This is a genomic window from Pseudomonas sp. NBRC 111127 (assembly GCF_001320345.1).
GTDB classification, from domain to species: Bacteria; Pseudomonadota; Gammaproteobacteria; order Pseudomonadales; family Pseudomonadaceae; genus Aquipseudomonas; species Aquipseudomonas juntendi.
In genome coordinates this window covers 1-16,682 of the sequence record NZ_BCBD01000119.1, presented here as the reverse complement: position 1 = coordinate 16,682, position 16,682 = coordinate 1, and the positions used below count along the sequence as shown (strand labels likewise).

Genomic DNA, 16,682 nt, shown 5'->3' with positions numbered 1-16,682 from the left:
GCCGGGCGATGTGCAATGGATGACCGCCGCCAACGGCATCATCCATGAAGAATTCCATTCGCCAGCCTTTGCCGAGCGGGGCGGCATGCTGGAGATGGTGCAGCTGTGGGTCAACCTGCCCGCTCGCGACAAACGTGCGGCGGCGGGCTACCAGACACTGCTGGCCAGCGATATCCCCGTGGTAGCGCTGGCTAACCGGGCCGGCAGTGTGCGGGTGATAGCCGGGGATTACCAAGGCCACCAGGGGCCGGCGCGCACTTTCACGGCCATGGACGTCTGGGACCTGCGCCTGAACAACGGCGCTGCCTTGCAGTTGCCGGTGGCCGCCGGGCGCAACGCGGCGCTGGTGGTGTTGCGCGGCCGCGTGCGGGTCAATGGTGAGCGCGAAACCGGGCCGTCCAGCCTGGTGCTGTTCGACCGCGAGCAGGCGGATGTACGGGTCGAAGCGCTCGAAGGTGCCAGCGTGTTGCTGCTCAGCGGTGAGCCGATCGACGAGCCGATTGTGGGTTACGGCCCGTTCGTGATGAACAGCCAGGCGGAGATTGCCGAGTCGTTCGACGACTTCCATGCCGGGCGGTTTGGCCAGCTGCAGCAGTAGAAGGGCGCGGGGCCGGTGCCGGCCCCCACTGAAGCCCTGCGCAACCATTCGTCGTGAAGTTCGTTGCTGCGACCGAACACCCGATCCCGGCAGGCGATCTTCCACTAAGGTGCTAGAGGATTCCCCGCATCATCATTGCCCCGGCGCATGGACGCCCGCCGCGGCATGCGCATTATCAATTGGCACCCAGCCCCACGAGGGCGTACTTCCTCACAACAGGCCATCCCACCGAGAGGGTCGTACCATGTCGTTGATAGGAGTTTCCATGCTCGAGCTGCGGCAGTTGATCGAGCATGCTTGCCTGCCGGATCGCTGTGAAATCAGCTGTACCGATGGTGACAACCTGACCATCCGCCTCGGTCAGGGCCAGAGCCTCGATGAGTGCTGTACCCTCAGCGGGGTGCCATTGCGCAGCCTCAACAGCTGCCGCGATGTGCTGAACCTGGTGGAGCAATTGCATACCCTGCGTGACCGCCCGCCTGCACCGCTAAAATCCATCGCCTGATGCGGGTGCGCGAACCCCGCTCAGCCCTTGGCTGGCGGGGGAAGGCCCGCGCGCTGTCGCCAGCCGTTGATTGCCTACTGCAGTTCCACCAGCAGGTTCAACCCACCATCGCCACACTTGCCCTTGTCGCGAACGACCCCATGGTAGCTGCGACCGTCCCACATGAACGCCACGCTATGGGCACGCTCGACCTTGTGCGGGAGCGGTGGGCAGATGTGTACACGCAGCGCCGCGCGGCCCTGCAGATTCAAGGGCGCAAGTTGGCACTGGCATTCCACGGACTGCGCAACCGGCCCGAACAGGGTGTCGCGAACGTAGTCCAGTTGCAGCGCGGCATTGGGCGCACGGCCGGGCATCTTCATAGGGATTCGACTCGTTGATTACGGCAAGGGCGGCAGGTCTGGCAAGGCATGACGGACTCCTGGCGGGCGGCAGTGTAATTATTCTCTGAACCCTGGGGTGGGCAGTCGTTCAACCTGTTTCATGCCGGTGTTGCACAGGCCCGGCAACGCCTAGCCACCGGCCTTGCGCAAGGTGAGGTTGATGCGCCGCTCGCCCATGCGCGGGTGCACGCCGGGCTTGATCGGCAGTACGCCATGAAAGCGCAGGCGGTCTTCGCCGCCCCACACCAGCACATCGCCGTGGCTGAGGGCAATGCGCTGGGTTTTGTCGGCCCGCTGCAATCCGCCGAACAGGAACACCGCCGGCAGGCCCAGCGACAGTGAAACGATCGGTTGGCCGAAATCGTGCTCGTCACGGTCCTGGTGCAGGCTCAAACGTGTGCCCGGCAGGTAGTGGTTGATCAGGCAGGCGTCCGGGGTGAAACCGTCGAAACCGGCCATGGCGGCAGCGCGGTTGGCCAGGGTGAGCAATATCGGCGGCAAGGCAGGCCAGGGCTGGCCGGTAAGCGGGTCCGAACGGCTGTAGCGGTAACCCTGTGCATCACTGACCCAGCCCAATGTGCCGCAATTGCTCAGCGCCACTGCCATGCGCAGCCCGCCGGGCGTGTGCATGTGCCGAAACGGTGCGGCACGCAGCACCGGGCGCAACGCGTCGAGCAGTGGTTCGACTTCGCCCAGGGCAAACCCGGGCAACAGCACGGTTTCGCTTGCCAGGCGTTGTGGCTGAGGGCCGAACAGGTCGAGGTCGGACTGAATCATGGCCTGGGTATCGAATGGGGTAGGCCCATTGTAATGGGCTTCGTCGCCCAGGCCTATGCGCGGGTCAATACCCCTGGTCGCAATGTCAAGACTGAAACCGGTTTCAAAAGATTTCTGAACGCGCTAGATTACTCGGCTGTCTTTCTGAAGGCCCCACAAGACTCGCCCGCACAACACCAGATGGCGCTTATAAGGCCGCCCGCAGCCGATGAGGATTCACCATGCCCGAGCATGCTCCCGACAACCCGCGCAGGGACTTTCTGCGCAAGACCTTGACCTTGATCCCCGTGGTGACCGTCGCCAGCACCGGGCTCGGGGCAGGTGCCAGCCAACTGCTGGCCGCGCCGCAGCAGGAACCGAAGGTGCCGGCAGCGCCACCGGCGGGCACGTACCAGCCAACCTTCTTCAGTGCCGAGGAATGGGCCTTCGTGCAGGCCGCCGTAGCGCGCATCATCCCTGCCGATGCCCTCGGGCCCGGTGCGCTCGAAGCCGGGGCCGCCGAGTTCATAGACCGGCAGATGAATACCCCCTACGCGACCGGGGCTCAGTGGTACATGCAAGGCCCGTTCAACGCCGACGCCCCACCCGAACTGGGCTATCAACTGCAGTTGAACCCGCAGCAGATCTACCGCCTGGGCATCGCCGCAGTGGATGGCTGGTGCAAGGCCAACAGTGGGCAAGTGTTCGCTGCCCAAGACAGCGCTACCCAGGACCGGATACTCGGCAAAGTCGAGGCGGGTGAGCTGGCATTCGAGGCAGTACCGGCCACGGTATTCTTCAGCCTGCTGGTGCAGAACACCCGTGAGGGGTTCTTCTGTGACCCGATTCATGGCGGCAACAAGGGCATGGTCGGCTGGACCCAGATCGGCTTCCCGGGCGCGCGCGCCGACTTCATGGACTGGGTGGAGCGCAACGAGCCGTACCCGTTCCCGGCTGTATCGATCCGCGGCGAGAGGGCCTGAGGCATGGCGACTGTTTTGAAAAAGGTGGATGCCGTCATTGTCGGTTTTGGCTGGTCGGGTGCGATCATGGCCAAGGAGTTGACCGAAGCCGGCCTGCAGGTGGTGGCCCTGGAGCGTGGGCCGATGCAGGACACCTACCCGGAGGGTAGCTACCCGCAGGTAATCGACGAGCTGACCTACAGCGTGCGCAAGAAGCTGTTCGTCGACGTGTCGAAAGAAACCGTCACCATTCGCCATAGCGTGAACGACGTAGCACTGCCCAACCGCCAACTGGGCGCCTTCCTGCCTGGCAAGGGCGTGGGTGGGGCAGGCTTGCACTGGTCGGGTGTGCATTTCCGGGTAGACCCGGTCGAGTTGCGCCTGCGCAGCCATTACGAGGAGCGCTACGGGCGCAAGTTCATCCCCGAGGGCATGACGATCCAGGACTTCGGCGTCAGCTACGAAGAGCTGGAACCGTATTTCGACTTTGCCGAGAAAGTGTTCGGCACGTCCGGCCAAGCCTGGACGGTCAAGGGCCAGCTGGTAGGTGAGGGGCGGGGTGGCAACCCTTATGCACCCGACCGTTCCAACCCCTTCCCGCTGCCGGCGCAGAAGAACGTGGTGTCGGCCAGGTTGTTCGAAAAGGCCGCCAGCAGCCTGGGCTACAAGCCCTACAACCTGCCCTCGGCCAACACGTCAGGGCCTTACACCAACCCCTACGGTGCGCAGATGGGGCCATGCAACTTCTGTGGTTTCTGCAGCGGCTACGTGTGCTACATGTATTCCAAGGCATCGCCGAATGTGAATATTCTGCCAGCGCTGCGCCAAGTGCCGAATTTCGAGTTGCGGGCCAACGCCCATGTGCTGCGGGTGAACCTGGACGACAGCAAGCGCAAGGCGACCGGCGTGACCTACATCGACGCCCAGGGGCGCGAGGTGGAGCAGCCGGCCGACCTGGTGATCCTGGCGGCGTTCCAGTTCAACAACGTGCGCTTGATGCTGCTTTCCGGTATCGGCAAACCCTACGACCCGGTGAGCAACGAGGGTGTGGTCGGGCGCAACTTTGCCTACCAGAACATGGGCACGGTCAAGGCGTTCTTCGACAAGGACACCTACACCAACAACTTCATCGGCGCCGGTGGCAATGGCATTGCCATCGATGACTTCAACGCCGACAACTTCGACCATGGCCCGCACGGCTTCGTCGGTGGCTCGCCAATGTGGGTGAACCAGGCTGGCAGCCGGCCCATCGCCGGTACTGCCAACCCACCTGGCACCCCGGCCTGGGGCAGCGCCTGGAAGAAGGCCACGGCCGACTATTACACCCATCAGGTGTCGATGGACGCCCACGGTGCCCACCAGTCCTACCGTGGCAATTATTTGGACCTGGACCCGACCTACCGGGACGCCTACGGCCAGCCACTGTTGCGCATGACCTTCGACTGGCAGGAAAACGACATCAGGATGAACCAGTTCATGGTCGACAAGCTGAGCAAGATTGCCCAGGCGATGAACCCCAAGGCCATTGCCGTGCTGGGCAAGAAGGTCAAGGACCACTTCAACACCGCCAGCTACCAGACCACCCACCTCAACGGCGGCGCGATAATGGGCACCGACCCGAAAACCAGCGCGCTCAACCGTTACCTGCAGTGCTGGGATGTACACAATGTGTTCGTTCCGGGGGCGTCTGCATTCCCCCAGGGGCTGGGTTACAACCCCACCGGGCTGGTGGCGGCGCTGACCTACTGGTCGGCTCGGGCCATTCGTGAGCAGTACCTGAAAAACCCCGGCCCGCTGGTCCAGGCTTGAGGAGCGATGAGCATGAAGACAATGTTGATCGCAACCCTGCTACTGGGCGCCGGCGTGGCTGGCCAGGCCGTTGCCGCTGAGGATGCGCAGGTGCGCCAGGGTGAATACCTGGCCCGCGCCGGTGACTGTGTGGCCTGCCACACCGCCAAGGGGGGCAAGCCCTTCGCCGGTGGCCTGCCGATGCAAACACCTATCGGCACGGTGTACTCCACCAATATCACCCCGTCCGCCAGTGGCATTGGCCATTACAGCTTCGAAGACTTCGACCAGGCTGTACGCAAAGGCATCGGCAAGGACGGCAGCACCCTGTACCCGGCCATGCCATACCCTTCGTACGCGCGGATCACCGAGCAGGACATGCAGGCGCTGTACGCCTATTTCATGAAGGGCGTCGAGCCGGTGGAGCAGCCCAACCAGGCTACCGATATTCCCTGGCCGCTGAGCATGCGTTGGCCGTTGGCCATCTGGCGTGGCCTGTTCGCGCCTGCGGCAACGCCCTGGCAAGCCTCGGCAGCGGCTGACCCGGTGGTCGACCGTGGCGCGTACCTGGTCGAAGGCCTGGGGCATTGCGGTGCCTGCCACACTCCGCGGGCGCTGACCATGCAGGAAAAGGCGCTGAGCCCGGCCGAGGGCAAGCAGTTCCTTGCCGGCAGCGCGCCATTGGAGGGCTGGATCGCCAAGAACCTGCGGGGCGATCACAAGGACGGCCTGGGCAGTTGGAGCGAAGCCGAGCTGGTGCAGTTTCTCAAGACCGGGCGCAGTGACCGCAGTGCGGTGTTCGGCGGCATGAGCGACGTGGTCGAGCACAGCATGCAGTACATGACCGATGCCGACCTGACGGCGATTGCCCGTTACCTGAAGACCCTGCCGCCCAGCGACCCGAACGACCAGCCGCATGTCTACGACAAGCAGGTGGCCGATGCCCTGTGGCGCGGTGACGACAGCAAGCCTGGCGCTGCGGTGTACATCGACAACTGTGCCGCTTGCCACCGAACCGATGGCCAGGGCTACACCCGTGTGTTCCCGGCCCTGGCCGGCAACCCGGTGGTGCAGACGGCGGACGCCACCTCGCTGATCCATGTGGTGCTGGCAGGCGGCACGGTGCCGGCGACGCACACCGCACCGTCGAACTTCACCATGCCAGCGTTTGGCTGGCGCCTGAGCGACCAGGAAGTTGCCGAGGTGGTGAACTTCATCAGGACCAGCTGGGGTAACCAGGCGGGGGCGGTTACCGCCGCGGATGTGAAGGCATTGCGCTGAGAGGGGGTTGCCTCAGGTTCGGCGAAGGCATTGTGTCGCCGAACCTGGCCTTGCCCGGCTGGCCAGCCCGGTCGCTTCGGCCGACCAACGGCATATTGACGAAAGCACCAAGTTTTGGTGTATTGAAACCGGTTTCATCGTCCACCTAATAATCATAAGGACACCCATGACCGACGCGCCTGCCCATGCCCGCGAACGGGTCACCATCAGCGAAGTCGCGCGAGTCGCTGGCGTTTCCAAAGCCACGGTCTCGCGCTACATCGGTGGCGATCGCCAGTTGCTGGCCGACGCCACCGCCAAGCGCCTGGCCGAGGTCATCGAACGCCTTGGCTACCGCCCCAACCAGATGGCCCGTGGCCTCAAGCGCGGGCAGACGCGCCTGATCGGCATGCTGGTTGCCGATATTCTCAACCCCTATTCCGTAGCCGTGATGCATGGCGTGGAAACCGCCTGCCGCCAGCATGGCTACAGCCTGGTAGTGTGCAACACCAACCGTGACGACGACCAGGAGCGCCACCACCTGGTCGCCCTGCAGAGCTACAACGTCGAAGGCCTGATCGTGAACACGCTGGGGCACCACCCTGGCGAACTGCTCAACCTCCAGCGCGACCTGCCCATGGTGCTGGTCGACCGTCAACTCCCTGAACTGAATGCCGACCTGGTCGGCCTGGATAATGCCGACGCCGTCGAGCAGGCCCTGGACCACCTGCAGGCACGCGGCTACCGGGATATCCTGGCGGTGAGCGAGCCGCTCGATGGCACCAGCTCGCGCCTGGAGCGGGTGCAGGCGTTCGGGGCCTCGGTCAGCCGCCGCCCCGGCATGCGCCAGCAGGTGCTGGAAACCGGCGCTGGCCTGGCAGGGCGGTTGGCCGCGTTCCTGGCTGACCGGGGTCATGGCCCGCAAGCCATTTTTACCTGCAACGGTGTTGCCACCCTGGCCGTGACCCGGGCCCTGCATGACGCCGGGTGCAATCTGTTTGCCGATGTCGGCCTGGTCGCACTCGACGATCTGGACTGGTACCCCCTGGTCGGCACTGGCATCACGGCATTGGCCCAGCCTACCGAACGCATCGGCGTAGCAGCCTTCGAAAGCCTGCTCGGCCGGCTTCGCGGCGATGGCGCAGCCGCACGACGCATCGAATTCAAGGCCAACCTGTTCATCCGCGGCTCGACCCGACCCCAGTAAGCAGCGGCAGGCCTTGTGCCTGACGCTGCCGTATAAAAATGAAACCGGTTTCAAAAGGATAAAAACAATGTACCCGAACCCCGTTTCCATCAGCCTCTCCAGCTATGGCGCCGACTTTGTCCGGCAACGTGGCCAGGAGCAGTTTCTCGACCTTTTGGCCGCCGCAGGCGTCAGCCGGGTGGAGTTGCGTGAAGAATTGTTCGCCAGTGCACCCGATGCCGCGGCACTGGGTGCCGTGATTGCCGGGTTGGGCATGGAGTGCCTGTATTCGACCCCTCTGGAGCTGTGGACGGCGCAGGGCGTGCCCGACCCTTCGCTGGTGCACAAACTGGACACCGCGCGGGCCCTGGGCGCAGTGGCGCTGAAAGTGTCCCTAGGCCATTTCGATGAACACTGCGACCTTTCGGCCTTGGCGGCGCTGCTGCCAGCGCAGGGGCCGTTGCTGTTGGTGGAAAACGACCAGACCCTGCAAGGCGGCAGAATCGAGCCCCTGCAGCGCTTCTTCGAGCAGGCCGATGCATGCGGCCTGAACCTGGGCATGACGTTCGATATCGGTAATTGGCACTGGCAGGGCGAGGTGGCGTTGCACGCTGCCCGGCGCCTTGGCCGGTGGGTGCGCTATGTGCATTGCAAGGGCGTACAGCGCCGTGCCGACGGCCGCCTGGTCGCCGTGCCGCCGCAAGCATCAGACCTGCGCGCCTGGGCCGAGCAACTGGCCGAATTCGCCCCTGGGGTGGTACGCGCCGTCGAGTATCCCCTGGCCGGCGACGACCTGTTGGCCCTGACCCGGGCCCAGGTGCACAGCCTGTCGCGGCTGGGTGCTGACCAGGAGGTGGCCCATGCATGAGCATGACGTGCTGTGCTTTGGCGAAACCATGGCCATGTTCGTCGCCGAGCACTGCGGCGACCTGGCCAGTGTCGGGCAGTTCGGCAAGCGTATCGCCGGCGCGGACAGTAACGTGGCCATCGGCCTTGCACGGCTGGGCTTCAAGGTACGCTGGCTGAGCCGGGTAGGTGATGACTCGCTGGGGCGCTTCGTGCTCGACAGCCTGCGCCGTGAAGGCCTCGACTGTTCGGCGGTGGAAGTGGATGGCTACTGCGCCACCGGCTTCCAGCTCAAGGCCCGTTGCGATGATGGCAGCGACCCCGCGGTCGAATACTTCCGCCGGGGTTCGGCAGCCAGCCGGCTGTCGCCTGCGCTGCTGCAACCTGGCTTGCTGCAAGCGCGCCACCTGCATGCCACGGGCATCCCGCCGGCGCTGTCGGAAAGCTGCCGGGCACTGTCGCACGGGCTGCTCGACGCCATGCGTGCAGCCGGGCGCAGCATCTCGTTCGACCCCAACCTGCGGCCCTCGCTATGGCCGGACCAGGCCAGCATGGTGCGCGAAATCAATGCCCTGGCGAGCAAAGCCGACTGGGTCTTGCCAGGCCTGGAAGAGGGCCGCCTGCTGACGGGCCAGCACAGCCCCGCCGATATCGCAGCGTTCTACCTCGACCAAGGCGTGGAACTGGTGGTGATCAAGCTGGGCGACGCCGGAGCCTACTGGCGCAGTGGCAACGGCGAGGGCCAGGTCGCCCCTGTAGCCGTCAGCCGTGTGGTGGACACCGTCGGCGCCGGTGATGCGTTCGCCGTGGGCGTGCTCAGCGCACTGCTCGAGGGGCGCCCAGTGGCAGAAGCGGTGGCGCGAGGCAACTGGTGCGGCAGCCGCGCCGTGCAATCGCGCGGCGACATGGAAGGGCTGCCGCTGCGTCACGAACTGGAGGCCTACGACCTGCGCAGAAGTGCCTGAATGCTTTAACCGGAATCACCTGTTGCCACAAAAACAACAAGCTCAGGAGTCACAGACCATGCAAAGCCAAAAACTGGCACCGCGTCGCTGGTGGTACATCATCCCGATCGTGTTCTTCACCTACAGCCTGGCTTATCTGGACCGCGCCAACTACGGCTTCGCCGCCGCCTCGGGTATGGCCGAAGACCTGCATATCACGCCCGTGCTGTCGTCCTTGCTGGGGGCGTTGTTCTTCCTTGGCTACTTCTTCTTCCAGGTACCTGGGGCCATCTACGCTGAAAAACGCAGCGTGAAGAAGCTGATATTCGTCTGCCTGATCCTCTGGGGCGGTTTGGCCACGCTTACCGGGATGGTCAGCAATGTCTACATGCTGATCGGCATCCGCTTCCTGCTGGGCGTGGTCGAGGCCGCAGTGATGCCCGCCATGCTGGTGTACCTGTGCCACTGGTTCACCCGTGCCGAGCGCTCCCGCGCCAACACCTTCCTGATGCTCGGTAACCCGGTCACCATCCTGTGGATGTCGGTGGTGTCGGGTTACCTGATCAAGCATTACGACTGGCGCTGGATGTTCATCATCGAGGGCCTGCCGGCGGTGATCTGGGCGTTCTTCTGGTGGCGCCTGGTGGATGACCGCCCAGCCCAGGTCAGTTGGCTGAGCGCCCAGGAAAAAGCAGACTTGCAACAGGCGCTGGCGGCCGAGCAGCAGGGCATCAAGCCGGTCAAGAACTACCGCGAGGCATTCCGCTCGCCGCAGGTGATCATCCTGGCGCTGCAGTACTTCTGCTGGAGCATTGGCGTGTACGGCTTCGTGCTGTGGTTGCCGTCGATCCTCAAGCAGGCGGCCAACGTCGACATTGTGCAGGCCGGCTGGTTGGCCTCGGTGCCCTACCTGGCGGCGGTAGTGGCCATGGTGGGCGTGTCCTGGGCGTCTGACCGCGTGCAAAAGCGCAAGCGCTTCGTGTGGCCGCCGCTGCTGATCGCTGCCGTGGCGTTCTATGGCTCTTATGCCCTGGGTACCGATCACTTCTGGTGGTCGTACGCGCTGCTGGTGGTCGCTGGCGCCTGCATGTACGCGCCCTATGGCCCGTTCTTCGCCATCGTGCCCGAGATACTGCCGGCCAATGTTGCCGGGGGTGCCATGGCGCTGATCAACAGCATGGGGGCGCTGGGCTCTTTCGGCGGCTCCTGGCTGGTGGGCTACCTCAATGGCGCCACGGGTGGGCCTGGCGCCTCGTACCTGTTCATGTGCGGTGCGCTGCTGACTGCCGTGGCGCTGACGGCCGCCCTCAATACCTCCCAGACCTCCGGCCGGGCCAAACGCAATGGCACGCGCCTGGCGCTGAACCCTTAGGAATGACTGCAATGAAAAAACGAATCGTCTTGTACAAGCGCCTTTCCGATGACCTGATGGCGCGCCTGCACGCCCAGGTGGACGTGACCTGGGTGGACATTGCCCAGCCCGATGGCCTGGCGCGCCTGCGCGATGCCTTGCCAGGGGCGCACGGGTTGCTGGGCGCCAGCCTGCGCCTGGACGCCAGCCTGCTCGATTTGGCGCCGCAGCTGGAGGTCGTGTCCAGCGTTTCGGTCGGGGTGGACAACTACGACGTTGCGCAGCTCAGCCGCCGTGGCGTGATGCTGACCAATACCCCGGACGTGCTGACCGAAACCACGGCGGACACCGGTTTCGCCCTGATCCTGGCGACCGCCAGGCGGGTGGTGGAGCTGGCCAACTGGGTGCGTGAAGGCCATTGGCAGGCCAACCTGGGGCCGGCGCATTTTGGCTGTGATGTGCATGGCAAGACGCTGGGCATCGTCGGCATGGGCCGCATTGGCGAAGCGTTGGCCCGGCGTGCTGCCGCAGGCTTTGGCATGCGCGTGCTGTACCACAGCCAACGCGCCAAGCCCGACGTAGAAGCGCGCCACGCTGCGCGCCAGTGCAGCCTGGACGCGCTATTGCAGCAAGCGGACTTCGTCTGCCTGACGGTGCCGCTCAGTGCCAGTACTGAAGGGCTGATCGGTGCGCGTGAGCTGGGGTTGATGAAGCCCGAGGCGATTCTGGTGAACATTTCCCGCGGGCGGGTGGTGGACGAGGCTGCGCTGATCGACGCGTTGCGCGCCAGGCGTATCCGTGGCGCAGGGCTGGATGTGTTCGTGCAGGAGCCGTTGCCGGTTGACTCGCCACTGCTGCAGTTGGACAACGTGGTAGCAACCCCGCACATCGGCTCTGCGACCCAGGAAACCCGCCAGGCCATGGCGCGCTGTGCAGTGGACAACCTGCTCAGCGCGCTGGCGGGGGAGCGGCCTGCGAACCTGGTCAACGGCTGATCACAGGCGGCGCCGTCAGCGGCAGTTACCGGCCTTGCGGTAACCTGCCGCCTGCGCCTCACCTTCATTGGCGAAACTGACCTGGTTCTTGGCCGCTACCTGGGTGTAGCCGGGGCAGCCCACTGCCAGGTGGTAGACGTGGCTGTTGCGGTTGCCCAGCACCGAACCCGGCGCCCCGGCATTGGCCTGGCCCGGCTTGCCTGGTGCCTGGGCGGGCGCCGCTTGCGCCACGCCAACCCCGCTGGGTTTGTAATCAGCCGTCCACTTGCGCTGGCCGCTGACGAAAGGGTTGGCATGCCCCATGATCGCGGCGATGCGGCGGTCGCGCTCCTTTTCCCACGCTGACACCGGGTACTGCTTGTCCCAGGCCATCAGCACTTGTTGCTGCTGGCGCGACATGTTCAGGCGATAGCGGTCGTACATGTAGAACGTGGTGCGGGCCACCAGGCCTTTGACTTCGTCACGGGGCTCGGCGGCGCGCTGGGCGAAATCCACCTTGGTGGTGCACTGGCCGTATTCGCCGGCGTTGCCGCTGACCATGCCGTAGTTGAAGTTGCTGCGGTCGCCATTGACCTCACCCACGGCCGGGTACAGGTTGAACAGGTCGGCCTCCATGGCGCGGAACACCGGGTCGCTGTCCACACAATGCTCGCGCCCACCGTTCTTCCAGCATTGGCGCTGGTTGCCGAAGGTATAGGCCGGCACGATGTGTTCCCATTCGGTGCGCTCGGCGCGATTTTGCTGCTTGCGCGTCTGATAGCCGCACGACGCCGCATCGACCCGCCCACCGGACTTGCCGACCCAGGTCCATTTGCAGCCGCAATACAGGTCGCCCATGGCACTGCTGGCTTGGTCCAAGTACACCTTCTGCTTGGCCACGACCTTGGCCTCGGTGAAGGTGGCAGGGGGTGTGGCCCACGCGGGCAAGCTAAAGGAAAATAGTAGAGTTACGGCATAAAGCAGTGATTTCATAAGAGAAAATATTCAAATGCGAGGACGCGCATTGTAATACTTTCATCGTCATTGGCCAGCACGCCGGGCATACCCGGCGAGCTGGCAAAGGCCCACGCTACTTGAAGCCTGCCACCGCGTGCGGGATATACGGCGCCTGCAGCCGTGCCACTTCATCGGCACTGAGCTGCACCGACAGCGCGGCCAGCGCATCATCCAGATGGGCGGGTTTGGAGGCGCCGACGATCGGTGCGCTTACGCCGTTTTTGCCCAACACCCATGCCAGCGCGACCTGGGCCATTGGCACCCCCCGTTCGCCGGCAATCTGCTCGACGACATCGATGACCCGGCCATCTTCGACCTCGGTATCTTTATAGAACGACTGCCCGGACAGGTCGCTACGGGTGCGGTCGGTCTGCTGGCCGTTGGGGCGCGTGAGGCGGCCGCGGGCCATCGGGCTCCAGGGCAACAAGCCCACGCCTTGGTCCAGGCACAGCGGGATCATCTCGCGTTCTTCTTCGCGGTACAGCAGGTTGAGGTGGTTCTGCATCGAAACGAAGCGGCTCCAGCCGTTGCTGGCCGCCACCTGCTGAGCCTTGGCGAACTGCCAGGCATACATCGACGAAGCGCCGATGTAGCGCGCCTTGCCAGCCTTGACCACGTCGTGCAGGGCTTCCATGGTTTCCTCGATGGGCGTGTGGTAGTCCCAGCGGTGAATCTGGTACAGGTCCACATAGTCGGTGCCCAGGCGCGTGAGGCTGGCGTCGATGCTGGCCATGATCGCCTTGCGGGACAAGCCCTGTTCATTGGGCCGGTGGGTGCCTTGCCCCATGTTCGGTGGGTAGAACACCTTGGTGGCGATGACCGTTTCTTCACGGCGCATGAAGGCCTTCAGCAGTTTGCCGACGATCACTTCCGACGTGCCGGCAGAGTAGCTGTTGGCAGTGTCGAAGAAGTTGATGCCTTGCTCGACGGCATGGCGAATGATCGGCCGGCTGGCCTCTTCGCCCAAGGTCCAGGGGTGGGTGCCGGCATCCGGATCGCCGAACGTCATGCAACCCAGGCACAGCCTGGAAATATCCAGGCCGGTGCTACCCAGCTTTACGTATTGCATCGTGATCTCCTTGGAAGGGGAAGGGATGAACCCAGCCTGCGGCTGGTGCTGATGGTAGTGAGTTCAGCAATGGGGGGAGGTTCATCGAACGCCGTGTGACGCTGAACCTACCCCTGCCCAGCACCGCTGCCGGGTCAATGCCCGCCACGCATCCGCCGGGCGAGCAGGTAGATGCCCAGCCCGACCAGCGCGGTCGCCGCGCCGATGTAGCCGGTGCTGGTCCAGCCCATGCCGGCGGTAATCGCCATACCGCCCAGCCAAGGCCCCAGTGCATTGGCCAGGTTGAAGGCGGCATGGTTCGACGCTGCGGCCAGGCTTGGCGCTTCATGGGCAATGTCCATCAAGCGGATCTGCAACGGTGCCGCCAGGGCGATCATGGTGCCCACCAGGCCGATGCCCAGCAGCAGGCTCCAGAGCGCCTGCGCGGCGACGGTGAAGAACAGCAGCACGGCGATCGACCATACCAACACCACCCCCACCGCACGGAACTGCAACCGGTCGAACAGCTTGCCGCCTGCAATGTTGCCAACGATACCGCCCACACCGAAGGCCGCCAGGCCGAACGGAATCCACTGCGGCGCGACCTGGGTCACCTGCAGCATGGTCGGCGCCAGGTAGCTGAATACGCAGAACATGCCGGCAAAGCCAATGGCCGCGATGCCCAGTGCCATCCACACTTGCGGCAGGGCAAAGGCGCGCAGTTCCTTGCGTGGGTCGCTGCGCACCTCATCGTGCGGCTGGGGCACGAAGAGCCAGACCAGGACAATGGTGCACAGGGCGATCACGCCGACCAGCACGAACGCCGAGCGCCAGCCAAAGTACTGGCCGAGGAAGGTGGCTACAGGGTTGCCTAGCAGCATGGCCAGCGTCAGGCCCAGCATCACCCGGGCCACGGCCCCCGCACGCTGGTCCTTGGCAACCATGCTCGAGGCCACCACCGCGGCGATGCCGAAATAGGCACCGTGGGGCAGGCCGCTGATGAAGCGGAAAGCCACCAGGCCGCTGAAGGAAGGGGCGAGGGCGGTGGCCAGGTTGCCCAGCGCATACAGCAGCATCAACAGCAGCAGCATGTGCTTGCGCAGCAGTTTGGCGCCCAGAATCGCCAGGGTCGGCGCACCGACCATGACCCCCAGCGCATAGGCACTGATGGCGTGGCCCACTTGCGGTTCGCTCAACTGCAGGTTGCTGGCAATGTCGGGCATCAGGCCCATGATGGAAAATTCACCGGTACCGATGGCGAAGCTGCCCAGCGCCATGGCGGCTTCCATCTTGGCGACGGCGCTTTTGCTGGGCGGCGGGGGGAGTTGCTGAACTGACATCTGAATCCCTTGTTGGGCCTGTATTGAAACATGCTGAAACGTTCAAGGTGGGATGATAGTCAATCGGTGGGCGCAACGTCGAGGCAGCGCCGCCGCTCAAACCAGGGGCCAGGCGCTGATCAGCGCTCCAGGTAATGGGTTTGTGCGGCGAAATCGATGAAGCGTTTGCTGGCCAGCGACAGGTATTCCCCTGAACGCCAGCACAACCTGAAGCTCATCTGCTGTGCCGGGCGGAAGGGTACGCCGACAATGCCCGGTGTACGCTGCTGCACCGAGCGCAGCAGGGTGGCCACGCCCATGTTGTCCAGTGCTGCCTGCACCACCAGCGAGACGAAATTGCTCTGCAGGGCCACTTGGTAGGTAATGCCGTGTTCGGCGAAAAATGCGTCCAGCAGGTGGCGCTGCACGAAGGTCCGGTCGAATACCACCATGTCGGTATTGCGCAGGTCTTCGGCGGTGAGAAATGCCTTGCCGGCATAAGGGTGGTCGGGGTGCATGCACGCCAGCATCTCGTCGCTGCCCAGCAGGATCGACTCCTTGTCCTGCGGTACGCGCCGCGATTCCAGCAACGCCAGGTCGATTTCCCGTTGTTCGAGGCGCTGGCCGATGTCGGCGGCGCTGCCCTCGAACACGGTCATGGCGATACCGGGGTACGACTGACGGAACGCGTTCATCAAGCCTGGCACATAGTGCAGGCCGAACATTGGCGGGATACCCAGGCGCACTTCGCCGCGCTTGAGGTCAGCCATGTCGCGCAGCTCCTGCCGGGCCACATCCATTTCGCGCAGGGCCGAGGCAATGCGTGGCAGGAACTGCTCGCCTTCGGCCGTGAGCAGCACCTTGCGGGTGGTGCGGTTGAACAGGGTCACGCCCAGCTCTTCCTCCAGCCGGGTAACCGCCATGCTCAACGCAGGCTGGGCTATGTGCAGGTGTTGCGCTGCTTTGGTGAAGCTCCCTTGCCGGACGATTTCGACGCAGCAACGCAGTGCCTTGAGGTTCATTGGGGCGTACGACCTTTCGTAGTCATTGCATTTATAACGAACTGTGATGCCACGCATCATAACAATATATTTATTATTATTAACCAGAGGGCCTACGATGCGCGGCACTGAGACATCCTGCAACATCTCAGTCACGCAGCCGATCTCGCTGCAATCCCCCAAAGATTTTGAGGTAGTACCCTAAATGGCCAAGGCCGCCGATGTCGTTGTGCAATGTCTGGAAAACGAAGGTGTCGAGTATGTATTCGGCATTCCTGGTGAGGAAAACCTCGACCTGCTCGAATCCCTGCGCAAGTCGAAGATCAAACTGGTACTGACCCGTCACGAGCAGTCTGCAGGCTTCATGGCGGCTACCTACGGTCGCCTGACCGGCAAGACCGGCGTCAGCCTGTCGACCCTCGGCCCGGGTGCCACCAACCTGGTAACGGCCAGCGCCTATGCCTACCTGGGCGGCATGCCGATGATGATGATCACCGGTCAGAAGCCGATCAAGAAGTCCAAGCAGGGCCGCTTCCAGATCATCGACGTGTGCGGCATGATGGACCCCATCACCAAGTACACCCACCAGTTCGCTTCGGCCGACAACATCCCTTCGCGCATGCGTGAAGCCTTCCGCCTGGCTGAAGAAGAAAAGCCGGGTGCCGTGCACCTGGAACTGCCGGAAGACATCGCCGCCGAGCAGACCGACGCGCTGCCGATCCCGCGCAGCCTGCACCGCCGCCC

Annotated in this window: 17 protein-coding genes; 11 read left to right on the top strand and 6 right to left on the bottom strand. The window is 64.1% G+C overall.

Features of this window, described 5'->3' with window-relative positions; genetic code table 11:
• Together APH30_RS19545 and APH30_RS19540 are read left to right on the top strand one after the other, a co-directional pair.
• On the top strand, positions 1–598 hold a 598-nt coding region (locus tag APH30_RS19545; protein ID WP_054913501.1), incomplete at its 5' end, for a pirin family protein.
• Positions 599–842: 244 nt separating this feature from the next.
• Positions 843–1,103, top strand: coding sequence for a DUF1652 domain-containing protein (locus APH30_RS19540; protein ID WP_054913499.1), 261 nt, complete (start codon positions 843–845; stop codon positions 1,101–1,103).
• A 74-nt stretch (positions 1,104–1,177) separates the two neighbouring features.
• On the opposite strand, the gene APH30_RS19535 is transcribed toward APH30_RS19540, so the two are convergent.
• Positions 1,178–1,465, bottom strand: coding sequence for a hypothetical protein (locus APH30_RS19535; protein ID WP_054913498.1), 288 nt, complete (start codon positions 1,463–1,465; stop codon positions 1,178–1,180).
• Positions 1,466–1,615: 150 nt separating this feature from the next.
• The gene (alkB, locus tag APH30_RS19530; RefSeq protein ID WP_029885117.1) at positions 1,616–2,263 is read right to left on the bottom strand and encodes a DNA oxidative demethylase AlkB; all 648 of its coding nucleotides are present in this window, start codon (positions 2,261–2,263) and stop codon (positions 1,616–1,618) included.
• A gap of 221 nt (positions 2,264–2,484) precedes the next feature.
• Between alkB and APH30_RS19525 the strand changes: the two genes are divergently transcribed.
• The 8 genes from APH30_RS19525 to APH30_RS19490 all read left to right on the top strand — a co-directional run bounded on the left by APH30_RS19525 (position 2,485) and on the right by APH30_RS19490 (position 11,574).
• Positions 2,485–3,225, top strand: coding sequence for a gluconate 2-dehydrogenase subunit 3 family protein (locus tag APH30_RS19525; RefSeq protein WP_009682280.1), 741 nt, complete (start codon positions 2,485–2,487; stop codon positions 3,223–3,225).
• Positions 3,226–3,228: 3 nt separating this feature from the next.
• Positions 3,229–5,013 carry a GMC family oxidoreductase gene (locus tag APH30_RS19520; protein WP_009682279.1) on the top strand — a complete coding sequence of 595 codons (1,785 nt, stop codon included), beginning with the start codon at positions 3,229–3,231 and terminating at the stop codon, positions 5,011–5,013.
• 12 nt (positions 5,014–5,025) lie between these two features.
• Entirely contained in the window at positions 5,026–6,273 is a 1,248-nt protein-coding gene (locus APH30_RS19515; protein ID WP_054913497.1) for a cytochrome c, read from the top strand.
• Between the two features lie 166 nt (positions 6,274–6,439).
• Positions 6,440–7,459, top strand: a complete 1,020-nt coding sequence (locus APH30_RS19510) for a LacI family DNA-binding transcriptional regulator (RefSeq protein ID WP_054913496.1) — start codon at positions 6,440–6,442, stop codon at positions 7,457–7,459.
• Positions 7,460–7,526: 67 nt separating this feature from the next.
• The gene (locus APH30_RS19505; protein WP_054913495.1) at positions 7,527–8,306 is read left to right on the top strand and encodes a sugar phosphate isomerase/epimerase; all 780 of its coding nucleotides are present in this window, start codon (positions 7,527–7,529) and stop codon (positions 8,304–8,306) included.
• Positions 8,299–9,249, top strand: coding sequence for a sugar kinase (locus tag APH30_RS19500; protein ID WP_054913494.1), 951 nt, complete (start codon positions 8,299–8,301; stop codon positions 9,247–9,249). The genes APH30_RS19505 and APH30_RS19500 overlap by 8 nt, the downstream gene beginning before the upstream one ends.
• Before the next feature lie 58 nt (positions 9,250–9,307).
• Positions 9,308–10,600: an MFS transporter gene (locus APH30_RS19495; RefSeq protein ID WP_009682274.1), complete on the top strand. Its 1,293-nt coding sequence runs from the start codon at positions 9,308–9,310 to the stop codon at positions 10,598–10,600.
• A gap of 11 nt (positions 10,601–10,611) precedes the next feature.
• Complete coding sequence (locus APH30_RS19490) at positions 10,612–11,574, top strand: D-glycerate dehydrogenase (protein WP_054913493.1); 963 nt, start codon at positions 10,612–10,614, stop codon at positions 11,572–11,574.
• Between the two features lie 15 nt (positions 11,575–11,589).
• Here the strand turns inward: APH30_RS19490 and APH30_RS19485 are convergent, their stop codons facing one another.
• The 4 genes from APH30_RS19485 to APH30_RS19470 form a co-directional block, all read right to left on the bottom strand.
• On the bottom strand, positions 11,590–12,546 hold the full coding sequence (locus APH30_RS19485; protein WP_054913492.1) for an endonuclease: 957 nt from the start codon (positions 12,544–12,546) through the stop codon (positions 11,590–11,592).
• Between the two features lie 97 nt (positions 12,547–12,643).
• The gene (locus tag APH30_RS19480; RefSeq protein ID WP_054913491.1) at positions 12,644–13,639 is read right to left on the bottom strand and encodes an aldo/keto reductase; all 996 of its coding nucleotides are present in this window, start codon (positions 13,637–13,639) and stop codon (positions 12,644–12,646) included.
• A gap of 134 nt (positions 13,640–13,773) precedes the next feature.
• A complete protein-coding gene (locus tag APH30_RS19475; RefSeq protein WP_082416217.1) occupies positions 13,774–14,958 on the bottom strand; it encodes an MFS transporter in 1,185 nt (394 codons plus the stop codon).
• A gap of 119 nt (positions 14,959–15,077) precedes the next feature.
• Positions 15,078–15,959 carry a LysR family transcriptional regulator gene (locus tag APH30_RS19470; protein WP_009682269.1) on the bottom strand — a complete coding sequence of 294 codons (882 nt, stop codon included), beginning with the start codon at positions 15,957–15,959 and terminating at the stop codon, positions 15,078–15,080.
• 184 nt (positions 15,960–16,143) lie between these two features.
• On the opposite strand from APH30_RS19470, the gene APH30_RS19465 reads away from it, so the two are divergent.
• The coding region (locus tag APH30_RS19465) for a thiamine pyrophosphate-binding protein (RefSeq protein ID WP_256222088.1) at positions 16,144–16,682 on the top strand (539 nt) is incomplete at its 3' end.